Below are 18177 nucleotides of genomic sequence, written 5' to 3'. Positions count from 1 at the left end.
TCTGGTAGCATGCGCCGCATGACGTATTCAGGAAGACTAACCTGGGGCCTGGTTTTCTGGGCCGCCAGTTTCGCAGCATGGGGCCAGAGCGAGTTGCTGGTGCAGGTAAAACCGGCCAACAAGGCGCTCAAGGCCAATGTCGAAGGCTATATCGGGAGCCTTGGAGACCGCGACGAAGAGGCGCTATTGCGCTTCAGCCGCGGGGCACAGGAGCAGGCGCGCAAGGCTGCGCAGGCACTTGGCTACTATCAGGCGCAGATCGACACTGAGGTCAAGCCGCCCGCCAAAGCCGACCAACCTCTACAACTGATCATCCGTATCGACCCAGGCGAGCCTATCCGCTTGCGTAACGTGACCGTGCGCATCGAAGGGCCGGCCAGCGAGATGAAGGCCTTTCGCGTGCCGGACAGCAAAGCCCTGCGCCCGGGTGAGCCGCTCAACCATGGGCTGTACGAGGACGCCAAGCGGCTGATCCAAAACCAGGCGTCGCGCTACGGGTTCTTCAGTGGGCGCTTCAGCCGTCAGCGGCTGGCGGTCGACCCGCAGGCCGGGGTGGCTGATATCGAGCTGGTCTATAACAGCGGCCAGCGCTATCGCCTTGGGGCGGTCAGGTTCAGTGGCGACACGCCGTTGGACGAAGACCTCTTGCAGCGCATGGTTTCGTTCAAGCCTGGCACCCCTTACGATTCGGAACTGATCGCCGAACTCAACAACGACCTGCAATCGAGTGGCTATTTCGAAGGCGTGCGTGTCGATGCCGCACCCACCGCCGCCGTGGCCGAAGAAATCCCTGTGGACGTTCGCCTCGACACGCGCAAACCGCGGACCATGGGCCTTGGCCTGGGTTTCTCCACCGATGTCGGCCCGCGTGGCAAAGCCAACTGGACACGCCATTGGGTCAACCCCCAAGGCCACAGCTATGGCTGGGAAGCCGAACTGTCGGCGCCGCGGCAGAACGTTGGCCTGTGGTACGACATACCGCTCGATCCGCCGCTGACCGACAAGCTGCGGTTCGCCGGTGGCTACCAGAACGAAGAAATCGCCGGCACCGATACCCTCAGCAAGCTGCTCACCGTTGGCCCGGAGTGGCACAGCAAGCTGCCCAGCGGCTGGCAGCGGGTGATTTCGCTCAAGTACCAGCGCGAAGAATATCGGCTGGGTGACGATTCGGGCCTGAGCAACCTGTTGATGCCGGGCATAAGCTTCTCCTACCTGCGCAGCGACAACCGCATTGACCCGCACAACGGCTACCGCCTGCAGTTCGACACCCAGGTGGCCAAGGAGGGGGTGGTGTCGGACACCAACTTGCTGCACGGCAATGTGCTCCTCAAGGGCCTGACCACCCTCGGCCACAACCACCGTTTCCTGGGCCGGGTGCAGTTCGGTGGCAGCGCCACCAACGGCTACAAGAACAACATACCCCCCTCGCTCCGCTTCTTTGCCGGTGGTGACCAGAGTGTGCGTGGTTACGACTACCAGACACTGTCGCCCAAAAACAGCGATGGCGACCGCATCGGTGGCCGTTATCTGGTGGCAGGCAGCGTCGAGTACCAGTATTCGTTGACCGAAAAGTGGCGGGTGGCGACCTTCGTCGACCAGGGCAATTCGTTCAACACCCTGGAACTGCCTAGCCTCAAGACTGGGGTGGGTTTTGGTGTGCGCTGGGTTTCGCCGGTCGGGCCATTGCGCCTGGACCTGGCCAAGGCCCTCGATGACGACGGCGGTATTCGCCTGCACTTCTCCATGGGGCCCGAGCTGTGATGCGTGTGTTCAAATTCGTGCTGGTCGGCGTGCTCTGCAGCGTGCTGCTGGTGATGCTGGCTGTAGGCTTGCTGCTGGGCACCGAGGGCGGCAGCCGTTGGGCGCTTGCGCGCGTACCGGGGCTGCAGGTCAACGACTTTCAGGGCCGCCTGGCAGGCCGCTGGCAGGCCAGCCAGCTGAGTTGGAGCGACGGTGCCAGCCGCGTGCAAGTGCAAGCGCCGCTATTGAGCTGGTCGCCTGGCTGTTTGCTGCGGGCCACGCTGTGCATCGACCAACTGCATGCCCAGCGCATCGACATGGCCTTCGGGCCCAGCGATCAGCCCGCCGACAGCGGGCCAGTGCAACTGCCGGTACTGCGCTTGCCCGTGGCCATCGAACTGGGTGAACTCAAGGTCGGCCAACTGCGTCTGGACGGCAGTGACGTGCTGGGTGACTTGCATTTGGCTGCCCACTGGACTGCCGCGGGGCTGCGGGTCGACAGCCTGCAATTGCAACGCGATGACCTGCGGGTCGATGTGCAGGGCAATGTGCAGCCAGAAGGCGACTGGCCGCTGCAACTTCAGGGGCAGGTACAGTTGCCGGCAGTGCAAGGCCAGGCCTGGCAGCTGGCATTGACCGCTACAGGAGAATTGCACAAGGCCCTCGAGCTGGATGCAACCAGCAGCGGTTACCTCGACGCCCGGCTGACCGGCCAGGTACAGGCCCTGGCCGAGCACCTGCCGGCAACGCTCCACATTCGCGCCGACGCGTTCAAAGCAGCGGCCTCGCTGCCCGATACATTGCAGCTCAATCAGCTCAAGCTCGATGCCACAGGCGACCTGCTCAACGGCTATCGATTGTCTGGCAGTGCCAGCTTGCCTGCTGAACAGGCACCGATCGCCCTGGCCCTCACGGGCAAGGTCGATGCCAAAGGGGCGCAACTGGATGCCCTGGACCTTTCTGCCAGCGACAGCCAGCGCGTCAAGCTGCAGGCCAGCGCCGACTGGCAGCAAGGGTTGACCGCCGACGCGCGGGTCGACTGGCAGGACTTCCCCTGGCTGCGCCTGTATCCGCTGGAAACGCCGCCAGACGTTACGCTCAAACGCTTCGATGCCCAAGTGCATTACCGTGATGGTCATTACCAAGGTGCTTTCAATGGTGACCTCGACGGCCCGGCGGGGGCATTTACCCTGGCCAGCCCGTTCGAAGGCGACTTGAGCCAGGTGCGTCTGCCGCATTTGGCCCTGACCGCTGGGCAAGGAAAGGCGGTCGGCAGCGTTGAAGTACGCTTCGCCGATACGCTGGCCTGGGACGTTGATCTGCAGTTGTCGGCACTCGACCCCGCTTACTGGCTCGCAGAGCTGCCTGGCACATTGGCAGGCCCCTTGCGCAGCAAGGGTGAAATGAAAGGGGAGCAGCTCACGCTAGAGGCGCAATTGGACCTCAAGGGCCGTCTGCGTGGGCAGCCGGCGGTGCTCAAGGTGCAAGCGCAAGGTGCCGGGCAGAACTGGACCCTCGGCGCGCTGGCGGTGCAGTTGGGCGATAACCGTATCAATGGCAGCGGTAGCCTGCAGCAGCGGTTGGCCGGGCGTGTCGACCTCGACCTGCCGCGCCTGGGGCAGCTGTGGCCCGGGCTGCAGGGCCAGGCCAAGGGGCGCCTGGATGTAAGCGGTACGCTGAAGGCCCCGCAGGGCATCCTGACGTTGCAGGGGCAGCAACTGGCGCAGGAGCAGAACCGTATCCAGCGGCTGGACCTGGATGCCCGCCTGGACAGCGCCCAGCGTGGCGTGATCGACCTCAAGGCCACTGGCATCCGCCTGGGCGATACGGTACTGGGCACCTTGCGCACCAACGGCAAGGGCGATATCCGCCAGCAGGCATTGACGCTGGCACTCGACGGCCCGCAGTTGAAGCTCGACCTTGGTCTGGATGGCCAACTGAACAAAGGTGACTGGCGTGGCCGTCTGGCCAGCGGCAGGGTCCAGGCCGGTGGCCAGGATTGGCAACTGCAAGCGCCTGCCCGCCTGCAACGCCTGGCCAGCGGTCAGATAGATTTCGGAACCCACTGCTGGCGTTCTGGCCAAGCCAGCCTGTGCGGCGATGACCAGCGCCTGGCGCCAGAGCCGCGCCTGCGTTATCACCTCAAGCAGTTCCCCCTCGATAGCCTGGCGCAGTGGCTGCCCAAGGATTTTGCCTGGCAAGGGCTGCTCAACGCTGACATCAACCTGGACATTCCAGCCAGCGGCCCCAAAGGCACCGTTGCGGTCGACGCCAGTGGCGGCACCCTGCGGGTACGTGACAAAGGGCGTTGGGTCGACTTCCCCTACCAGGCCTTGCGCCTGGACAGCACCCTGGCGCCACGCCGGATCGATACTCGCCTGGCGTTCCGTGGTGAGCGCCTGGGGACGCTGAGCGTCAATACCCGGCTCGACCCGTTGGGCAAGGATAAGCCGCTGTCCGGCGAGTTCAGCCTGGCCGGCCTGGACCTGTCGATTGCCCGGCCATTCGTGCCCATGGTCGAGCGGCTGGCCGGGCAGTTGAATGGCGACGGCCGGTTGTCCGGCACCTTGCTGGCCCCGCAGGTCAACGGCAGCCTGAGCCTCAAGGGTGGCGAAGTCAGTGGTGCCGAGCTACCAGTGAGCGTGCAGGACCTGTCGCTGCAAGCCTTGATCGCGGGCGAACAGGTGCAGCTTGACGGCAGTTGGCGCAGCGGTGAAGCGGGGCGCGCTACGTTGGCGGGGCATGTAACCTGGGGCCAGGCCTTGGGCATGGACGTGCGCGTGCAGGGCCAGCAGTTGCCGGTCACCGTCGAACCCTACGCAACGCTCGAGGTGGCGCCCGACCTGAACCTGCGTCTGATCGATGACAAGCTGGCGGTGATAGGCAAGGTACGCGTGCCCAAAGGCAAGATCACGGTGCGCGAACTGCCGCCGTCGACGGTAAAGGTGTCGGACGACACCGTTATCGTTGGCCATCAAACCGAGGAGGGCAAGGCACCCATGGCGATGGCCATGGACATCGATGTGGAGGTAGGACAAGACAAGCTGTCGTTCAGTGGCTTTGGCCTGAGCGCCAACCTGCTCGGCCATGTGCACATCGGCGACAACCTCGATACCCGTGGCGAACTGAGCCTGGCCGATGGCCGCTACCGGGCTTATGGCCAGCGCCTGACCATTCGCCGGGCGCGCCTGCTGTTCGCCGGGCCTCTCGACCAGCCCTACCTGGATATCGAGGCCATCCGCAAGGTCGATGACGTGATCGCCGGCATCCGCCTGAGCGGCAGCGCCGAGCAACCCACCACCCAAGTGTTCTCGGAGCCGGCCATGAGCCAGGAGCAGGCGCTGTCCTACCTGGTGTTGGGGCGCCCGTTGGGCACCTCGGGCGAGGACAACAACATGCTGGCCGAGGCAGCGCTGGGGTTGGGCCTGGCAGGCAGCGCCGGGATCACCGGCAGCCTGGCGTCGAGCCTGGGGATCGATGATTTCCAGCTCGACACCGAAGGCTCTGGCGATAGCACCAGCGTGGTCGCCAGCGGTAACCTGACTGAAAAGCTCAGCCTGCGTTACGGCGTAGGGGTGTTCGAGCCGGCCAACACCATCGCATTGCGCTACAAACTGAGCAAAAAGGTGTACCTGGAGGCAGCCAGCGGCTTGGCGAGCTCGCTGGATATCTTCTACAAACGGGACTTCTGAAGTTGCCGTCACCGCACGGTGGCGGCTTCGACGAACTCGTTGGTATCGTCGGCAGGCGGCGTGGCGGGCCTGTGGAGGGGCGTGATCAGTTTGGTGTACTCCTCGATCAGGCGGTTCAGTGCCTCGGGCGGTTCGCTGGCGTGAAACTGCATGCGAATCTGCACTTCGTCGGGATCGCGCGCATCGCCCTGGCGGCCCTGCGCGCCGATCGTCACCTTGAAGCTGGCGGCACCGGCCTGTTCGTTTTCGGCCTGCAGCGCTTGTAGCGCTTGTGTGCCATTGACCCGTACGGAAAGGTCGACCTGCATACGCTCAAGGGCCAGGCCCTTGGGCGATACCAGCGCGAACAACGGGACGCGCATCACGTGATTGTCGTCCATGGCGACCTCTACCATCTTGGCTTTCATGGGGCTGCCAAGCATCTGCGGGTCGATGTCGAAGAACTGGTCGAAAAGGTTGATGTACTGCTGGGCAATCAGGCTGTTGGTCGCCGCAGCGGCCTCTTGCAAGCCGCGGGTGATGTCTCGCAGGTCTATCGCGGTCATGGGGGCAGGGTGCTTGTCCAATCACTTGGCTCCTCGGTGCGGAAGATACCCCACTGTTGCCAGCGGGGCGGTCATGGCGAAATTGAGGTACTGCCAAGAGCATTCAGCTCAACACGCAGGCATGCTCTCAAGGCTCCGTTCTGGCCTCTCGCGAAGGGGTGTTTGCGGTGATGCCGTTCAAGGTATCGGCCTGGGAAATCTGCCCCTGGCTCTGCAGCGCGGCGCCTTCGACAACCGTCGGTTTGGTGGCTGCCTCGGTGAGGAAATCGATCACCCTCATCACGGCCTCGGGCGGCTCCTGGCGGCGCAATGTGGTCTTGAAGGCATAGCGGGCCCGGGTATCGGTCTTGCGGGTCTGCGTCGACTTGTGGCTGATACTGCCTTTCATGTCCAGCTTGAACGGACCCCAGCCCAACGAGGCGGAAACCTCACCACTTTTGGCGGACTCAGTGAAGTCCTCGGCGGCCTGGCTGATGGTCAGTTCGAACTCGACGTTACCTTCATCGATGACGATGTTCGGGTGGGTGATGGCCGCCATCAGCGGCACCTTCATGGTTTTGCTGACGATGCCTTTGTATTCGCCCTGTTCGTTGACGATGGTTTCGTCGTAGTCGAACTGGATGGCAACGGCCTTGCCATCCTGTACGCAGACCTGCATGAGGAAGTCTGCATAGGATTTGCTGGCAGTGACCTGTGCCTGGACCATGGCTTGAAGGGGCCCGGCAATCATCCGGTCCATGGGCAAGGCATTGATGACGGATCCGATCAGGCTGTTGTCGATAGACATAGCGGGATTCTCTTTATGTGGGTGTGTCAGGGAGGTGGCTGCCAGGGGCAGACACGGTTACAAGTCGTCAGCGAGCGCAGGGCTCCTGGCGACGGATATTGCCGATCTGGCGAAGGCTCAGGCCGTACTTGTCGGCCAGCAGGCTGCGGGACAAGCCATCGGCGCTTTCTTTCTGGATTTGCAGGTTGCGCAACTGCCGCAGGAAGTGGTCTGCCTTGGGGATTTCCAGGGCTACGCCGGCAAAGCGCTTGATCAATGCCTCCAGTGCTTCAGCGGGGAGTACGTCGGCGAGCTTGGTGCGCTCGCGGTGCTTGGGGATGTACTTGGGCCTGCCACCGTAGGCACAGGTCAGCTGGTAGGCGTTTTCAATACCGATGCATTCGATCAGTGCTTGCAGCGAATGCGGCAGTTGGCTGATGTCGATGGTGCTGAGATCTGGCAATTCCATATGAGACTCCCTCGCGGTAATGAGGCGCGATACGTTGCCAGCGGCGATGTGCCGTTGGCGTGCCGGAATTGTCAGTGAGCGGGGAATCTCGTCGCTAGGCGCCAAGTGGGCTGGCGCCTGTAGTTTCGGTGAGCAGGGCTTGCAGGCAGCGAGCTCACCGGATGTAGGACATCGCTTCAGGCATGCCCTGCAGGCCCTGATTTCTCATAAGGTCGCTTTTCCATCAGGTATCTGGGTGCCTGTACCCTTAGTCGCACGGATAGCTGATCATCAAGCTTGCGCTACCGAGGTAGGCGCGGGCTGAGTTGGCCATGTTTTGGGGGAGGGTGCGCCAGTCGACCAACAGGCACAGTGCGCTTAGGGAGCGCTCATCGGACATACCGATGACCTGGCCCGGGAAACGGCGGCGATACAGTGCGAGTGTTTTGCCCCGGGCTTCGACCTGATCAGCCTGGGCCAAGGTTTCGTAGGCCAGCTTCGGCAGTCGCGGTTGCGCGACCGTGAAATGCGCGTGCCGGGGGTTGTGGTGCAGGTGGCCGGCTGCGCGGGTTCGTTGCCATAACTGTTGCCACTGGCTGGCGCCGGCATGAGTGGTCAGGTCGCTGCCCAGGTTCAAGAGTTGCTCCGACGGTATCTGCCGGGTATCCAGGGCGTGGACGGGACCCAAGGGCAGGCATAACAGAAAGAGCAGGGCGTGTTTGAGCATGGTGCCTCCAGCATGGGCGGTAGGAACCCCCAATGCTTTCAGGCCTGATGCGCCACGCTAAGCAGGAAATGCAGCGCCGAAACCCGTGGGCGTTGTATCATTGCCGCGGCTTTTTGCCAGCCATTTGCCCCCGATGTAGCAAGGAACCTTCGATGACACATGTGCAGCGCCTCAAATATTCACTTCTGATCATCCTGGTGGTGCTGGGCCTTATGCTGGGCCTGTCCCATCTGCAGAAGCAGGGCACGATCAGTGAGCAGACCTTCCAGATGCTGGCCATTGCCATTGCGGTGGTGGTTGTGGTGATCAACGGCATTCTGCGACGCAAGGTCAAACCCTGACCTTGTTGGCCGGCCAGCTGGCCGGCCATGCGTTCAGCGCGGGCAGGGCTGCTCCAGCACAGCGCGCGCTTGCGGGTTGAGGCTGTAGCATTTGTCGCTGCCCAGGCTGATCACGCCTTCTGCGCAAAGCCGCTTGAGTACCTCGCGCACACTGAGAAACGACAGTGGTATGTCCAGTTGCTCCAGCTGCGCGTGCACGCCACGCACGCCAATGCTGCGACCGGTACGGTCGGCGCTGTGCAGGGCGTCGATCACCTTCAGGCGGATCAGGCTGGTGCGCAGGCCATAGCTGCGCAGCAGCTCACGAATCTGCTCGTTGCCGACACGTTCTTCCCCGCAGGCGTCCTGCCCATTGGCCGCCTTGGCCGGGGCGCGCCCGGTCTGCAACGAGGGTTGCGGGTTGTACATGTGAATGCTCCTTTTCGTGGACTGTCCCGAAACGTGGGTGCCTCACTTACTAGGACGAATGAGAACGGCAAATCTGCAGCCTTTGCGTAAAAAAGATTGTTCACCGCTCTCATAAAGACGGTTCTACTTGTCAGCGCGCGTAAAATTTTCATTCAGCCATTCGTCTGATCGGGAATGAACCCTGAATCCGAGGAGTGCCTGTGTTCTCAATTTCGCGTCCTTTGACCTGCGCTGGGGTAGCGGCTGCGCTGGTTGCTGCCAGCATTGCCGCGCAAGCGCGGGAAAGCTCTGCTGATGCCAGCGCGCAGATTCGTCGCACCAGCTTCGGGGTGCCGCACATCGTGGCCAAGGATGAGCGTGGTCTGGGTTACGGTATCGGTTATGCCTACGCCCAGGACAACCTGTGCCTGCTCGCCAATGAGGTGCTGACGGTCAACGGTGAACGCTCCCGGTATTTTGGTGCCCAGGCTCAGACCCTTGAGCAGCGCGACAACCTGGCCAGCGACCTGTTCTTCACCTGGCTCAACACACCGACTGCGGTGAGCGGCTTCCTTCAGGCCCAGCCAGCCCCCGTGCGCGACTTGCTCGAGGGCTATGCCAGCGGGTTCAACCGTGCCCTGGCCGAGCGCCGCAGCCAAGGGCTGCCGGCAGAGTGCGGGGATGGCCAATGGCTGCGGCCGATCACCAGCCTGGATCTGGTAAAGCTGACCCGTCGGCTGCTGGCCGAGGGCGGTATTGGCCAGTTTGCCGAGGCGCTGGCGGCAGCGCAGCCGCCGCAGTTGGCGAGCCAGCACCCGCTGCCCGGCTTTGGCGCCGCCTTGGCCCAGCAGCAACGCTTCGCATCGCAGCGGGGCAGCAACGCGGTCGCAATCGGCGCGCAACGCTCTGCCAATGGTCGCGGTCTGCTGCTGGCCAACCCGCATTTCCCGTGGATGGGCGGGATGCGTTTCTACCAGATGCAGTTGACCATTCCTGGCCAAATGGATGTGATGGGCGCGGCGCTGCCCGGCCTGCCGGTGGTGAACATCGGTTTCAACCGGCACCTGGCCTGGACCCACACAGTCGATACCTCCAAGCACTTCACCCTTTACCGCCTGCAACTGGACCCCAAGGACCCGACCCGCTATCTGCTCGATGGCCAGTCGTTACCGCTGGCCCGGCAGACCGTAAGCGTTACGGTCAAGGCTGACGACGGTACGTTGAGCCAGCTAACGCGTCAGGTCTACAGCTCGAATTTCGGGCCCATCGTACAGTGGCCAGGCCGGCTGGACTGGGACAATACCGCTGCCTACAGCCTGCGCGACGCCAACCTGGACAATACCCGTGTGCTGCAGCAGTGGTACCGCATCAACCAGGCCGACAGCCTGGATGCCCTCAAGGGTTCGATCGGACAACTGCAAGGCATACCCTGGGTCAATACCCTGGCCGTCGATGCCGATGGCCGGGCGCTGTACCTGAACCAGTCGGTGGTGCCCTACGTGGACCAGCCGCTGTTGAACCAATGCGGCAACCCGGCCGCGCCAGAGCCCCTGGTGGTGTTGGATGGTTCGCGCAGCGCCTGCCACTGGAAGGTCGATGCGCAGGCGGCGCAGCCTGGCATCTTTCCTGCGCACCTGCTGCCGAGCCTTGAGCGCAGCGACTTCGTGCAAAACTCCAACGACCCAGCCTGGATGGTCAACCCGGCGCAGCCCTTGACGGGCTATTCGCCCCTGGTCAGCCGCAATGACCAGCCATTGGGCATGCGGGGCCGCTTCGCGCTGGAGCGGCTGCAAGGCAAGGCCAAGGTTGGCGTCGATGATTTGCAGAACATGGTGCTGGATGACGAGGTCTACCTGGCCCGCCTGCTGCTGCCGGACCTTCGCCAGTGGTGCAAAGGTGCCCAAACCGATGTGCAGGCCCTGTGCGCGAGCCTGTCGGCCTGGAACGGCAAGGCTGACCTGAACAGTGGCATCGGCCTGGTGCATTTCCAGAACATGGTCGACGCCCTGGCCGAGCACCCGGACAGTTGGCGTGTGGCGTTTGACCCGGCTGACCCGCAGCACACCCCCCGCGGGCTGGCGGTAGAGCAGGCGGCGGTACGCAAGCTGCTGCACGAGGCGGCACTGGCTTCATTGCAGCAAGTGGCGCAGGACGGTGTTGACGAGGGCAGTCAATGGGGGCAAGTGCAACAGGCGCTCGATGGCACGCCGGTGCCAGGCGGCCCGCAGGAACTGGGGGTATACAACGCCATCTTCAGCGTGCCGCACGGGCCGGGCAAACGTCTGGTGGTCAGCGGTACCAGCTACTTGCAACTGGTCAGCTTCACCGAGCAGGGGCCACAGGCGCGCGGGCTATTGGCATTCTCGCAGTCAAGCGAGGCCGCTTCGGCCCATTCGAGTGACCAGACCCGGGCGTTTTCAGCCAAGCAGTTGGCGCCGATTCCGTTCACCGAGGCACAGATCAAGGCGGACCCTGAGTATCGGCAGTATGTGATCAGCGAGCAGGACAAGGGGGCCGTGGCAATTCGGCCCTGAGTTGAGCGCCTGTCTCGGCCCTATCGCCGATAACGCGCAAGCCTGAACAGGGTTGAGGTGGGAGCGGGCTTGCCCCGCGAACACAGGCGACGCGGTGGTTGGCACCGGCTTCGCGTGTTCGCGGGGCAAGCCCGCTCCCACAGCGTCAACTTTCAGAAGGCGAGTCTGGAGGGCCGGTATGGCCGAGCGATCCCCTTCAGGAAAACTCGAACGGCTCAAGCTGGAAGCCTTGCGGATCCACCTGCAGGGTCCAGCCGCGACGGTCCCAGTCCCCCAGCACGATGCGCCGGGCCGGTTCGCCATTGACCACCAGCTTGTGGATCGCCGGCCGATGGGTGTGGCCATGCACCAGCGTTTTCACTCCGTGCGCCGCCATCACCTTTGGCACCTCCTCCGGCGTGACGTCGACAATTTCCGTCGCCTTCATGCGCACCTGGGCGCGGCTCTCGCTGCGCAGCTTGCGCGCCAGTTTCTGTCGGGTGGAAAGCGGCAGGTGCCGCAAAATCCAAAGGCTCACTGGATTACGCAGGTAACGGCGCATTTTCAGGTAGGCGACATCGCGGGTGCACAGGGTGTCACCGTGCATCAGCAACACTCGTTCGCCGCCCAGGGTGACCACGCTCGGGTCGGCCAGCAGGGTGCAGCCGGCGGCCTTGCAGAAGTCCTGGCCAATCAGGAAATCACGGTTGCCGTGCATCAAATACACCGCCGTGCCGCTGTCGCTCAGCTGGCGCAAGGCCTGGCAGATCGACTGCTGAAAGGGTGTCATGGCATCGTCGCCGATCCAGGCTTCGAAGAAGTCGCCCAGGATGTACAGTGCCGTGGCATGACGCGCGCGGCCGTCGAGCAGATCAAGAAACGCCCGGGTAATGTCCGGGCGTTCTTCTTGCAGGTGCAGATCGGAGATCAGCAGTATCACTCAATGATCTCGGCTTTCTCGATGATCACGTCGTCTTTCGGGACGTCCTGGTGGCCAGCCTTGGAACCGGTGGCGACCTTCTCGATGGCGTCGACCACTTCACGGCCTTCGGTCACTTCGCCGAATACCGCGTAGCCCCAACCCTGGACGTTCTTGCCGCTGTGGTTGAGGAAGTCGTTGTCGGAGGCGTTGATGAAGAACTGTGCGGACGCCGAGTGCGGCTCCATGGTGCGGGCCATGGCAATGCTGTACTTGGTGTTCTTCAGGCCGTTGTCGGCTTCGTTCTGGATGCTGGCGCGGGTCTTCTTCTGGCTCATGCCCGGCTCGAAGCCGCCGCCCTGGATCATGAAGCCCTTGATCACGCGGTGGAACACGGTGTTATTGAAATGACCGTCTTTGACGTATTCAACGAAGTTCTTAACAGTTTGTGGCGCTTTTTCGGCGTTCAATTGCAGGACGATATCGCCGTGATTGGTGCTCAGTTTGACTTTGGACATGCTGAAATTCGCTCTTTCAAGGCATTCGGAAATAGGCTGCGCAGGGCGCGTGTAATCACCTGACGCAGGATCGGGCGACCGCGGCACATGGCGCGCAGCGGCCATTTTGCACGGATCGCGATAAAACGCGCCAGTTTGTCGGTGTCCGGCTGTCAGCAGCTTGACTGCTTCGGCTATGATAGGCCCTTTGATTCAATCGGCCTACCCAGGCCGGACACGTGCATTCAAGGATCCTATGAGCAAGCCCACTGCCGACAACGCGCCCAACGCCGCTGCCAAAGGCGCCCCCGCTGTCCCTGCGAACTTCCTGCGGCCGATCATCCAGGCCGACCTGGACTCGGGCAAGCACAGCAGCATCGTCACCCGTTTCCCGCCGGAGCCTAACGGCTACCTGCACATCGGCCATGCCAAGTCGATCTGTGTCAACTTTGGCCTGGCCAAGGAGTTCGGCGGCGTCTGTCATCTGCGCTTCGACGACACCAACCCGGCCAAGGAAGACCAGGAATACATCGACGCCATCCAGGCCGACGTCAAATGGCTGGGCTTCGACTGGGCCGGCGAGGTGCGCTTTGCCTCGGATTACTTCGACCAGCTGCACGACTGGGCCGTTGAACTGATCAAGCGTGGCAAGGCTTATGTCTGCGACCTGACCCCTGATCAAGCCAAGGAATACCGCGGCAGCCTGACCCAGCCTGGCAAGAACAGCCCGTTCCGCGACCGTAGCGTCGAAGAGAACCTGGACCTGTTCGCGCGTATGAAGGCGGGTGAGTTCAAGGACGGCGAGCGCGTACTGCGCGCCAAAATCGACATGGCCTCGCCCAACATGAACCTGCGCGACCCGATCCTGTACCGTATTCGCCATGCCCATCACCACCAGACCGGTGACAAGTGGTGCATCTATCCGAACTACGATTTTACCCACGGTCAGTCCGATGCCATCGAAGGCATCACCCACTCGATCTGCACCCTGGAGTTCGAAGGCCATCGCCCGTTGTACGACTGGTTCCTCGACAACCTGCCCGTGCCGGCGCACCCGCGCCAGTACGAGTTCAGCCGTCTGAACCTGAACTACACCATCACCTCCAAGCGCAAGCTCAAGCAGCTGGTGGACGAAAAGCACGTCAGTGCCTGGGACGACCCGCGCATGTCGACCCTGTCGGGCTTCCGCCGCCGTGGCTACACCCCGGCGTCGATCCGCAACTTCTGCGAGATGGTCGGTACCAACCGTTCCGACGGCGTAGTCGACATGTCGATGCTCGAGTTCAGCATCCGTGACGACCTGGACCGCAGCGCACCGCGCGCCATGTGCGTGCTGCGCCCGCTGAAGGTGGTCATTACCAACTATCCGCAAGGCCAGGTCGAGCAGCTCGAACTGCCGCGCCACCCGAAAGAAGACATGGGTGTACGCGTCCTGCCGTTTGCCCGTGAGTTGTACATCGACCGCGACGACTTCATGGAAGTGCCGCCTAAAGGCTACAAGCGCCTTGAGCCGGCCGGTGAAGTGCGCTTGCGCGGCAGCTACGTGATCCGCGCCGACGAGGCCATCAAGGACGCCGACGGCAACATCGTCGAACTGCGCTGCTCGTACGACCCGGACACCCTGGGCAAGAACCCTGAGGGCCGCAAGGTCAAGGGCGTGATTCACTGGGTGCCGGCCGAAGGCAGCGTCGAGTGCGAAGTGCGTCTGTACGACCGCCTGTTCCGTTCGCCGAACCCGGAAAAGACCGAGGAGGGCGGCAGCTTCCTGGACAACATCAACCCCGATTCGCTGCAGGTGCTCACCGGTTGCCGCGCCGAGCCGTCGCTGGGCCAGGCGCAGCCAGAAGACCGCTTCCAGTTCGAGCGGGAAGGCTACTTCTGCGCCGACCTCAAGGACAGCCAGCCGGGCCGCCCGGTGTTCAACCGCACCGTCACCCTGCGTGACTCCTGGGGCAGCTAAGGAATCGCCGTGCTTACCATCTACAACACGCTGAGCAAAACCAAGGAAGTCTTCAAGCCGCTCGATGGCAACAAGGTGCGCATGTACGTGTGCGGCATGACCGTGTACGACTACTGCCACCTGGGCCACGGCCGCAGCATGGTGGCGTTCGACCTGGTCACCCGTTGGCTGCGCAAGAGCGGCTACGACTTGACCTACGTGCGCAACATCACCGACATCGACGACAAGATCATCAACCGGGCCAACGAGAACGGTGAGTCGTTCGACGCGTTGACAGCCCGCATGATCGACGCGATGCACGAGGACGAACGCCGCCTGAACATCCTCAAGCCTGACCAGGAACCGCGAGCCACCGACCATATCGCCGGCATGCACGCGATGATCCAGACCCTGATCGACAAAGGCTATGCCTACGCGCCGGGCAACGGTGACGTGTACTACCGGGTTGGCAAGTTCGTCGGCTACGGCAAGCTGTCGCGCAAGAAGATTGAAGACCTGCGCATTGGTGCCCGCATCGAAGTCGACGAGGCCAAACAGGACCCGCTCGACTTCGTCCTGTGGAAAGGCGTCAAGCCGGGCGAGCCGTACTGGGATTCGCCGTGGGGCCCGGGCCGTCCGGGCTGGCACATCGAGTGCTCGGTCATGTCCACCTGCTGCCTGGGCGAGAGCTTCGACATCCACGGGGGCGGCAGCGACCTGGAGTTCCCGCACCACGAGAACGAGATCGCCCAGAGCGAGGCCGCCACAGGCAAGCAGTACGCCAACGCCTGGATGCACTGCGGCATGATCCGTATCAATGGCGAGAAGATGTCGAAGTCGTTGAACAACTTCTTCACCATCCGTGATGTGCTCGACAAGTATCACCCCGAGGTGGTGCGCTACCTGCTGGTGGCCAGCCACTACCGCAGCGCCATCAACTACTCCGAAGACAGCCTGCGTGATGCCAAGGGTGCTCTGGAGCGCTTCTACCACGCACTGCGCGGCTTGCCGCGGGTGGCGGCCAAGGGCGGTGAGGAATTTGTCGAGCGCTTCAGCGTGGCGATGAACGACGATTTCGGCACCCCGGAAGCCTGTGCCGTGTTGTTCGACCTGGTGCGCGAGATCAACCGCCTGCGCGACGGCGATGTCGAGGCCGCTGCCGGTCTGGCTGGCCGCCTGCGCGAGCTGGGGGATGTGCTGGGTGTGCTGCAACTGGAGGCCGATGACTTCCTGCGCGCCGGCGCCGAAGGCAAAGTCGACGCGGCTGAAGTCGAAGCCTTGATCCAGGCGCGCCTGCAGGCGCGGGCTGACAAGAACTGGGCCGAATCCGACCGTATCCGTGACCAGCTGACCGCCATGGGTGTGGTACTGGAAGACGGCAAGGGCGGGACGACCTGGCGTTTGGCCGACTGATCGAGCATTTGGGGCTGCCATCGCAGCCCCATATGTTATTTAGCCAGTGCGGCCAAGTGGCAATGCAAGACCAATTTGGCGCCGCCCAATTCGCTTTCCCCTACCTCAAGCCCGAAGCCATGCAGGTCAACGATCGCCGCAACGATCGAAAGCCCCAGCCCGAACCCCGGATGGCGGTGGCCCTCCTCACTGCGATAGAACCGCTTCAACACCGCGGTGCGCTCTTCTTCCGGAATGCCTGGCCCGCTGTCCTCGATGGCGATATGCACGCCCAGTTCATCCTGTGTGGCCGTAATGGCTACCCGGCCGCCTTCCGGCGTGAACTTGATGGCATTGCCGACCAAATTGGCCAGCGCCTCGAACAGCAATTCGCGGTCACCGTGCAGGGCGGTCAACTGCCCTGGTTGCTGCAGGTACAGGCGAATACCGCCATCCTCGGCCAGCGGCAGGTAGAAGTCGTGCAGCTCCACCAGCAGGTCGTGCGGGTCTAGCTCAACGAAGCCGGCTCGACGTTGGCGGTCCTCCAGCTCACTGATGCGCAACAGGCCGCGGAAGCGGGCCATCAAGGTATCAGTCTCACCAATCGCCTGGTCCAGCGCCTCAGCTTGTGGTGAGTCGAACTCGCTCTGTTGGCGAATGCGGTAGAGCTGCGCGCGCAAGCGGGTCAGTGGTGTACGCAGGTCATGGGCGATGTTGTCGCACACGCCCTTGACCTCGTGCATCAGCCGTTCGATACGGTCGAGCATGGCGTTGACGATAGCCGCCAGCATGTCCAGTTCGTCGCGCCGGGCCGATAGCGGCAGGCGGTGGGTGAGGTCGCCGGCAACGATCAGTTCGGCCTGTGCCTGGATGGCGCGAATGCGCTTTAAAGGCCGGCGGCGCAACAAGTACCAGCCGGCGAAACCCGGTATCAAGGTCAGCGAGATGCCCCATAACAGCGCGTGCAGAATGATGCGCGTGACCACGAACAGCGACCCATTGTCCCGGAACAGGACCAGCCAGCGGCCATCCTGCACCTTGATCGCCACGGCATCGCAGCTGTCACGTGGCATGTGCGGGTCGTCGGCGTCCAGGCAGCGTTTGAGCTCATGCACCTTGCCGTCCAGGCCCAGTTCCGGCGGAACGGCCCGGATACGTCCGCCGAGTGGGTTGAGCTGGGCGTCGAACAGGCCGTAGGCATCGAAGGCGCGTTCCTCGAAGGCCTGGCTGGCGATCAGGGCATCGTCCAGCTGCTTGCCGCTCATGTGCGCGAACAGGTGCTGGCGCTGCAACATGGAGTGGCGAGTAAGCTTGTTGAGGTAGCTGGTCACCTCGAAATACAGCACCCCCATGAGGATGCTGCTCCAGGCCACGAAGAGGAAGCTGTACAGTGCCAGCAGGCGACTGGTCGACGAACTCCAGCCCTTAGACGGGTTCAGCAATGGCATAGCCGGAGCCCCGTACGGTACGGATCAGCGGCGACTGCCCGGGGGAATCGATCTTCTTGCGCAGGCGGCCGATGTGCACGTCGATCAGGTTGGTGCCGGGGTCGAAGTGGTAGCCCCACACTTCCTCGAAGATCATCATCCGCGTGATCACCTGGCCGCTGTGGCGCATCAGGTACTCGAGCAGCTTGTATTCGGTGGGCAGCAGGTTGAGTGTCTGCTCGCCGCGGCGCGCTTCGTGGCTGATCAGGTCCAGTTGCAGGTCGGCGACCTGCAGGCGGGTCTGGGTCATCGGCACGCTGTTGCGTCGCAGCAACACTTCAACCCGTGCGGCCATCTCGTCGGAGGCGAAAGGCTTGGTCAGGTAGTCGTCGCCACCGGCCCGCAGCCCGCGTACGCGCTCATCGACGTCGGACAGCGCGCTGATCATCAGGATAGGCGTGGCAATCTTCAGGTTGCGCAGGGTCGTGACGATCGTCAGGCCATCGACCTCAGGCAACATACGGTCCAGGGTGATCAGGTCGTAGCCGCCGGCGATGGCTTTGGCCAGGCCTTCACGGCCATTGTCGGCCCAATCCACTTGCAGCCCGTGGCTGGTGAGTTCGGCGACGATTTCCTGGCCGGTAACGGCGTCGTCTTCGATGGTCAGTACGCGTGGCATGCTGGTTCCTGGGCGTCTAAAGGAGACTTGATTGTGCCAAAGAATAGCCAAACGGCGATTTAAGAAAAATTCATCTGGCCGCGCTTGCCTGCAGCGGCGCCATCGCCGGCACATTCGGCCGAAAAAAAAACGGGGCATGCCAAGCGCTGGCACACCCCGTCGTTC

The 18177-nt window shown here is 63.0% G+C and carries 15 protein-coding genes; 6 read left to right on the top strand and 9 right to left on the bottom strand.

All coding sequences use genetic code 11. From position 1 onward, the window contains the following. The first annotated feature begins 18 nt into the window (after positions 1-18). Both L6D80_RS18565 and L6D80_RS18560 read left to right on the top strand, forming a co-directional pair. Positions 19-1761 carry an autotransporter assembly complex protein TamA gene (locus tag L6D80_RS18565; protein ID WP_176516532.1) on the top strand — a complete coding sequence of 581 codons (1743 nt, stop codon included), beginning with the start codon at positions 19-21 and terminating at the stop codon, positions 1759-1761. After that, positions 1758-5432, top strand: a complete 3675-nt coding sequence (locus L6D80_RS18560) for a translocation/assembly module TamB domain-containing protein (RefSeq protein WP_176516534.1) — start codon at positions 1758-1760, stop codon at positions 5430-5432. The genes L6D80_RS18565 and L6D80_RS18560 overlap by 4 nt, the downstream gene beginning before the upstream one ends. 8 nt (positions 5433-5440) lie before the next feature. Here the strand turns inward: L6D80_RS18560 and L6D80_RS18555 are convergent, their stop codons facing one another. The 4 genes from L6D80_RS18555 to L6D80_RS18540 all read right to left on the bottom strand — a co-directional run bounded on the left by L6D80_RS18555 (position 5441) and on the right by L6D80_RS18540 (position 7918). Further along, positions 5441-5998: a DUF2589 domain-containing protein gene (locus tag L6D80_RS18555; protein ID WP_054903315.1), complete on the bottom strand. Its 558-nt coding sequence runs from the start codon at positions 5996-5998 to the stop codon at positions 5441-5443. A gap of 106 nt (positions 5999-6104) precedes the next feature. Further along, positions 6105-6764, bottom strand: coding sequence for a DUF2589 domain-containing protein (locus L6D80_RS18550; RefSeq protein WP_054903314.1), 660 nt, complete (start codon positions 6762-6764; stop codon positions 6105-6107). A gap of 67 nt (positions 6765-6831) precedes the next feature. Continuing rightward, on the bottom strand, positions 6832-7212 hold the full coding sequence (locus tag L6D80_RS18545; RefSeq protein ID WP_176516535.1) for a Mor transcription activator family protein: 381 nt from the start codon (positions 7210-7212) through the stop codon (positions 6832-6834). A gap of 247 nt (positions 7213-7459) precedes the next feature. Next, a complete protein-coding gene (locus L6D80_RS18540) occupies positions 7460-7918 on the bottom strand; it encodes a hypothetical protein (protein WP_176516537.1) in 459 nt (152 codons plus the stop codon). A 152-nt stretch (positions 7919-8070) separates the two neighbouring features. On the opposite strand from L6D80_RS18540, the gene L6D80_RS18535 reads away from it, so the two are divergent. Then, positions 8071-8259, top strand: coding sequence for a hypothetical protein (locus L6D80_RS18535; protein WP_003248064.1), 189 nt, complete (start codon positions 8071-8073; stop codon positions 8257-8259). A gap of 33 nt (positions 8260-8292) precedes the next feature. Here L6D80_RS18535 and L6D80_RS18530 read toward each other — a convergent pair whose 3' ends face one another. Continuing rightward, the gene (locus L6D80_RS18530) at positions 8293-8667 is read right to left on the bottom strand and encodes a hypothetical protein (protein ID WP_054903311.1); all 375 of its coding nucleotides are present in this window, start codon (positions 8665-8667) and stop codon (positions 8293-8295) included. 200 nt (positions 8668-8867) lie between these two features. On the opposite strand from L6D80_RS18530, the gene pvdQ reads away from it, so the two are divergent. Then, on the top strand, positions 8868-11180 hold the full coding sequence (pvdQ, locus tag L6D80_RS18525; RefSeq protein ID WP_176516538.1) for a bifunctional acylase PvdQ: 2313 nt from the start codon (positions 8868-8870) through the stop codon (positions 11178-11180). Between the two features lie 196 nt (positions 11181-11376). On the opposite strand, the gene L6D80_RS18520 is transcribed toward pvdQ, so the two are convergent. Beyond that, positions 11377-12099 carry a UDP-2,3-diacylglucosamine diphosphatase gene (locus L6D80_RS18520; RefSeq protein ID WP_054903309.1) on the bottom strand — a complete coding sequence of 241 codons (723 nt, stop codon included), beginning with the start codon at positions 12097-12099 and terminating at the stop codon, positions 11377-11379. After that, entirely contained in the window at positions 12096-12596 is a 501-nt protein-coding gene (locus L6D80_RS18515; protein ID WP_054903308.1) for a peptidylprolyl isomerase, read from the bottom strand. The genes L6D80_RS18520 and L6D80_RS18515 overlap by 4 nt, the downstream gene beginning before the upstream one ends. Positions 12597-12831: 235 nt before the next feature. Here L6D80_RS18515 and L6D80_RS18510 point away from each other — a divergent pair, with 235 nt between their 5' ends. Further along, positions 12832-14535 (top strand): glutamine--tRNA ligase/YqeY domain fusion protein, encoded by a 1704-nt coding sequence (locus L6D80_RS18510; protein WP_176516540.1) that lies wholly within the window; start codon positions 12832-12834, stop codon positions 14533-14535. Positions 14536-14544: 9 nt separating this feature from the next. Further along, the gene (gene cysS / locus L6D80_RS18505) at positions 14545-15927 is read left to right on the top strand and encodes a cysteine--tRNA ligase (RefSeq protein ID WP_054903306.1); all 1383 of its coding nucleotides are present in this window, start codon (positions 14545-14547) and stop codon (positions 15925-15927) included. 35 nt (positions 15928-15962) lie between these two features. Here cysS and L6D80_RS18500 read toward each other — a convergent pair whose 3' ends face one another. Together L6D80_RS18500 and L6D80_RS18495 are read right to left on the bottom strand one after the other, a co-directional pair. Beyond that, positions 15963-17354 carry a sensor histidine kinase gene (locus tag L6D80_RS18500; RefSeq protein ID WP_054903305.1) on the bottom strand — a complete coding sequence of 464 codons (1392 nt, stop codon included), beginning with the start codon at positions 17352-17354 and terminating at the stop codon, positions 15963-15965. After that, complete coding sequence (locus L6D80_RS18495; RefSeq protein WP_054903334.1) at positions 17332-18012, bottom strand: response regulator transcription factor; 681 nt, start codon at positions 18010-18012, stop codon at positions 17332-17334. The genes L6D80_RS18500 and L6D80_RS18495 overlap by 23 nt, the downstream gene beginning before the upstream one ends. Between the last annotated feature and the right edge of the window lie 165 nt (positions 18013-18177).

It is taken from the genome of Pseudomonas ceruminis (assembly GCF_021602025.1).
Taxonomy (GTDB): Bacteria; Pseudomonadota; Gammaproteobacteria; order Pseudomonadales; family Pseudomonadaceae; genus Aquipseudomonas; species Aquipseudomonas ceruminis.
The sequence above is the reverse complement of the archived record's forward strand: the minus strand, read 5'-3'. Positions and strand labels throughout refer to the sequence as shown.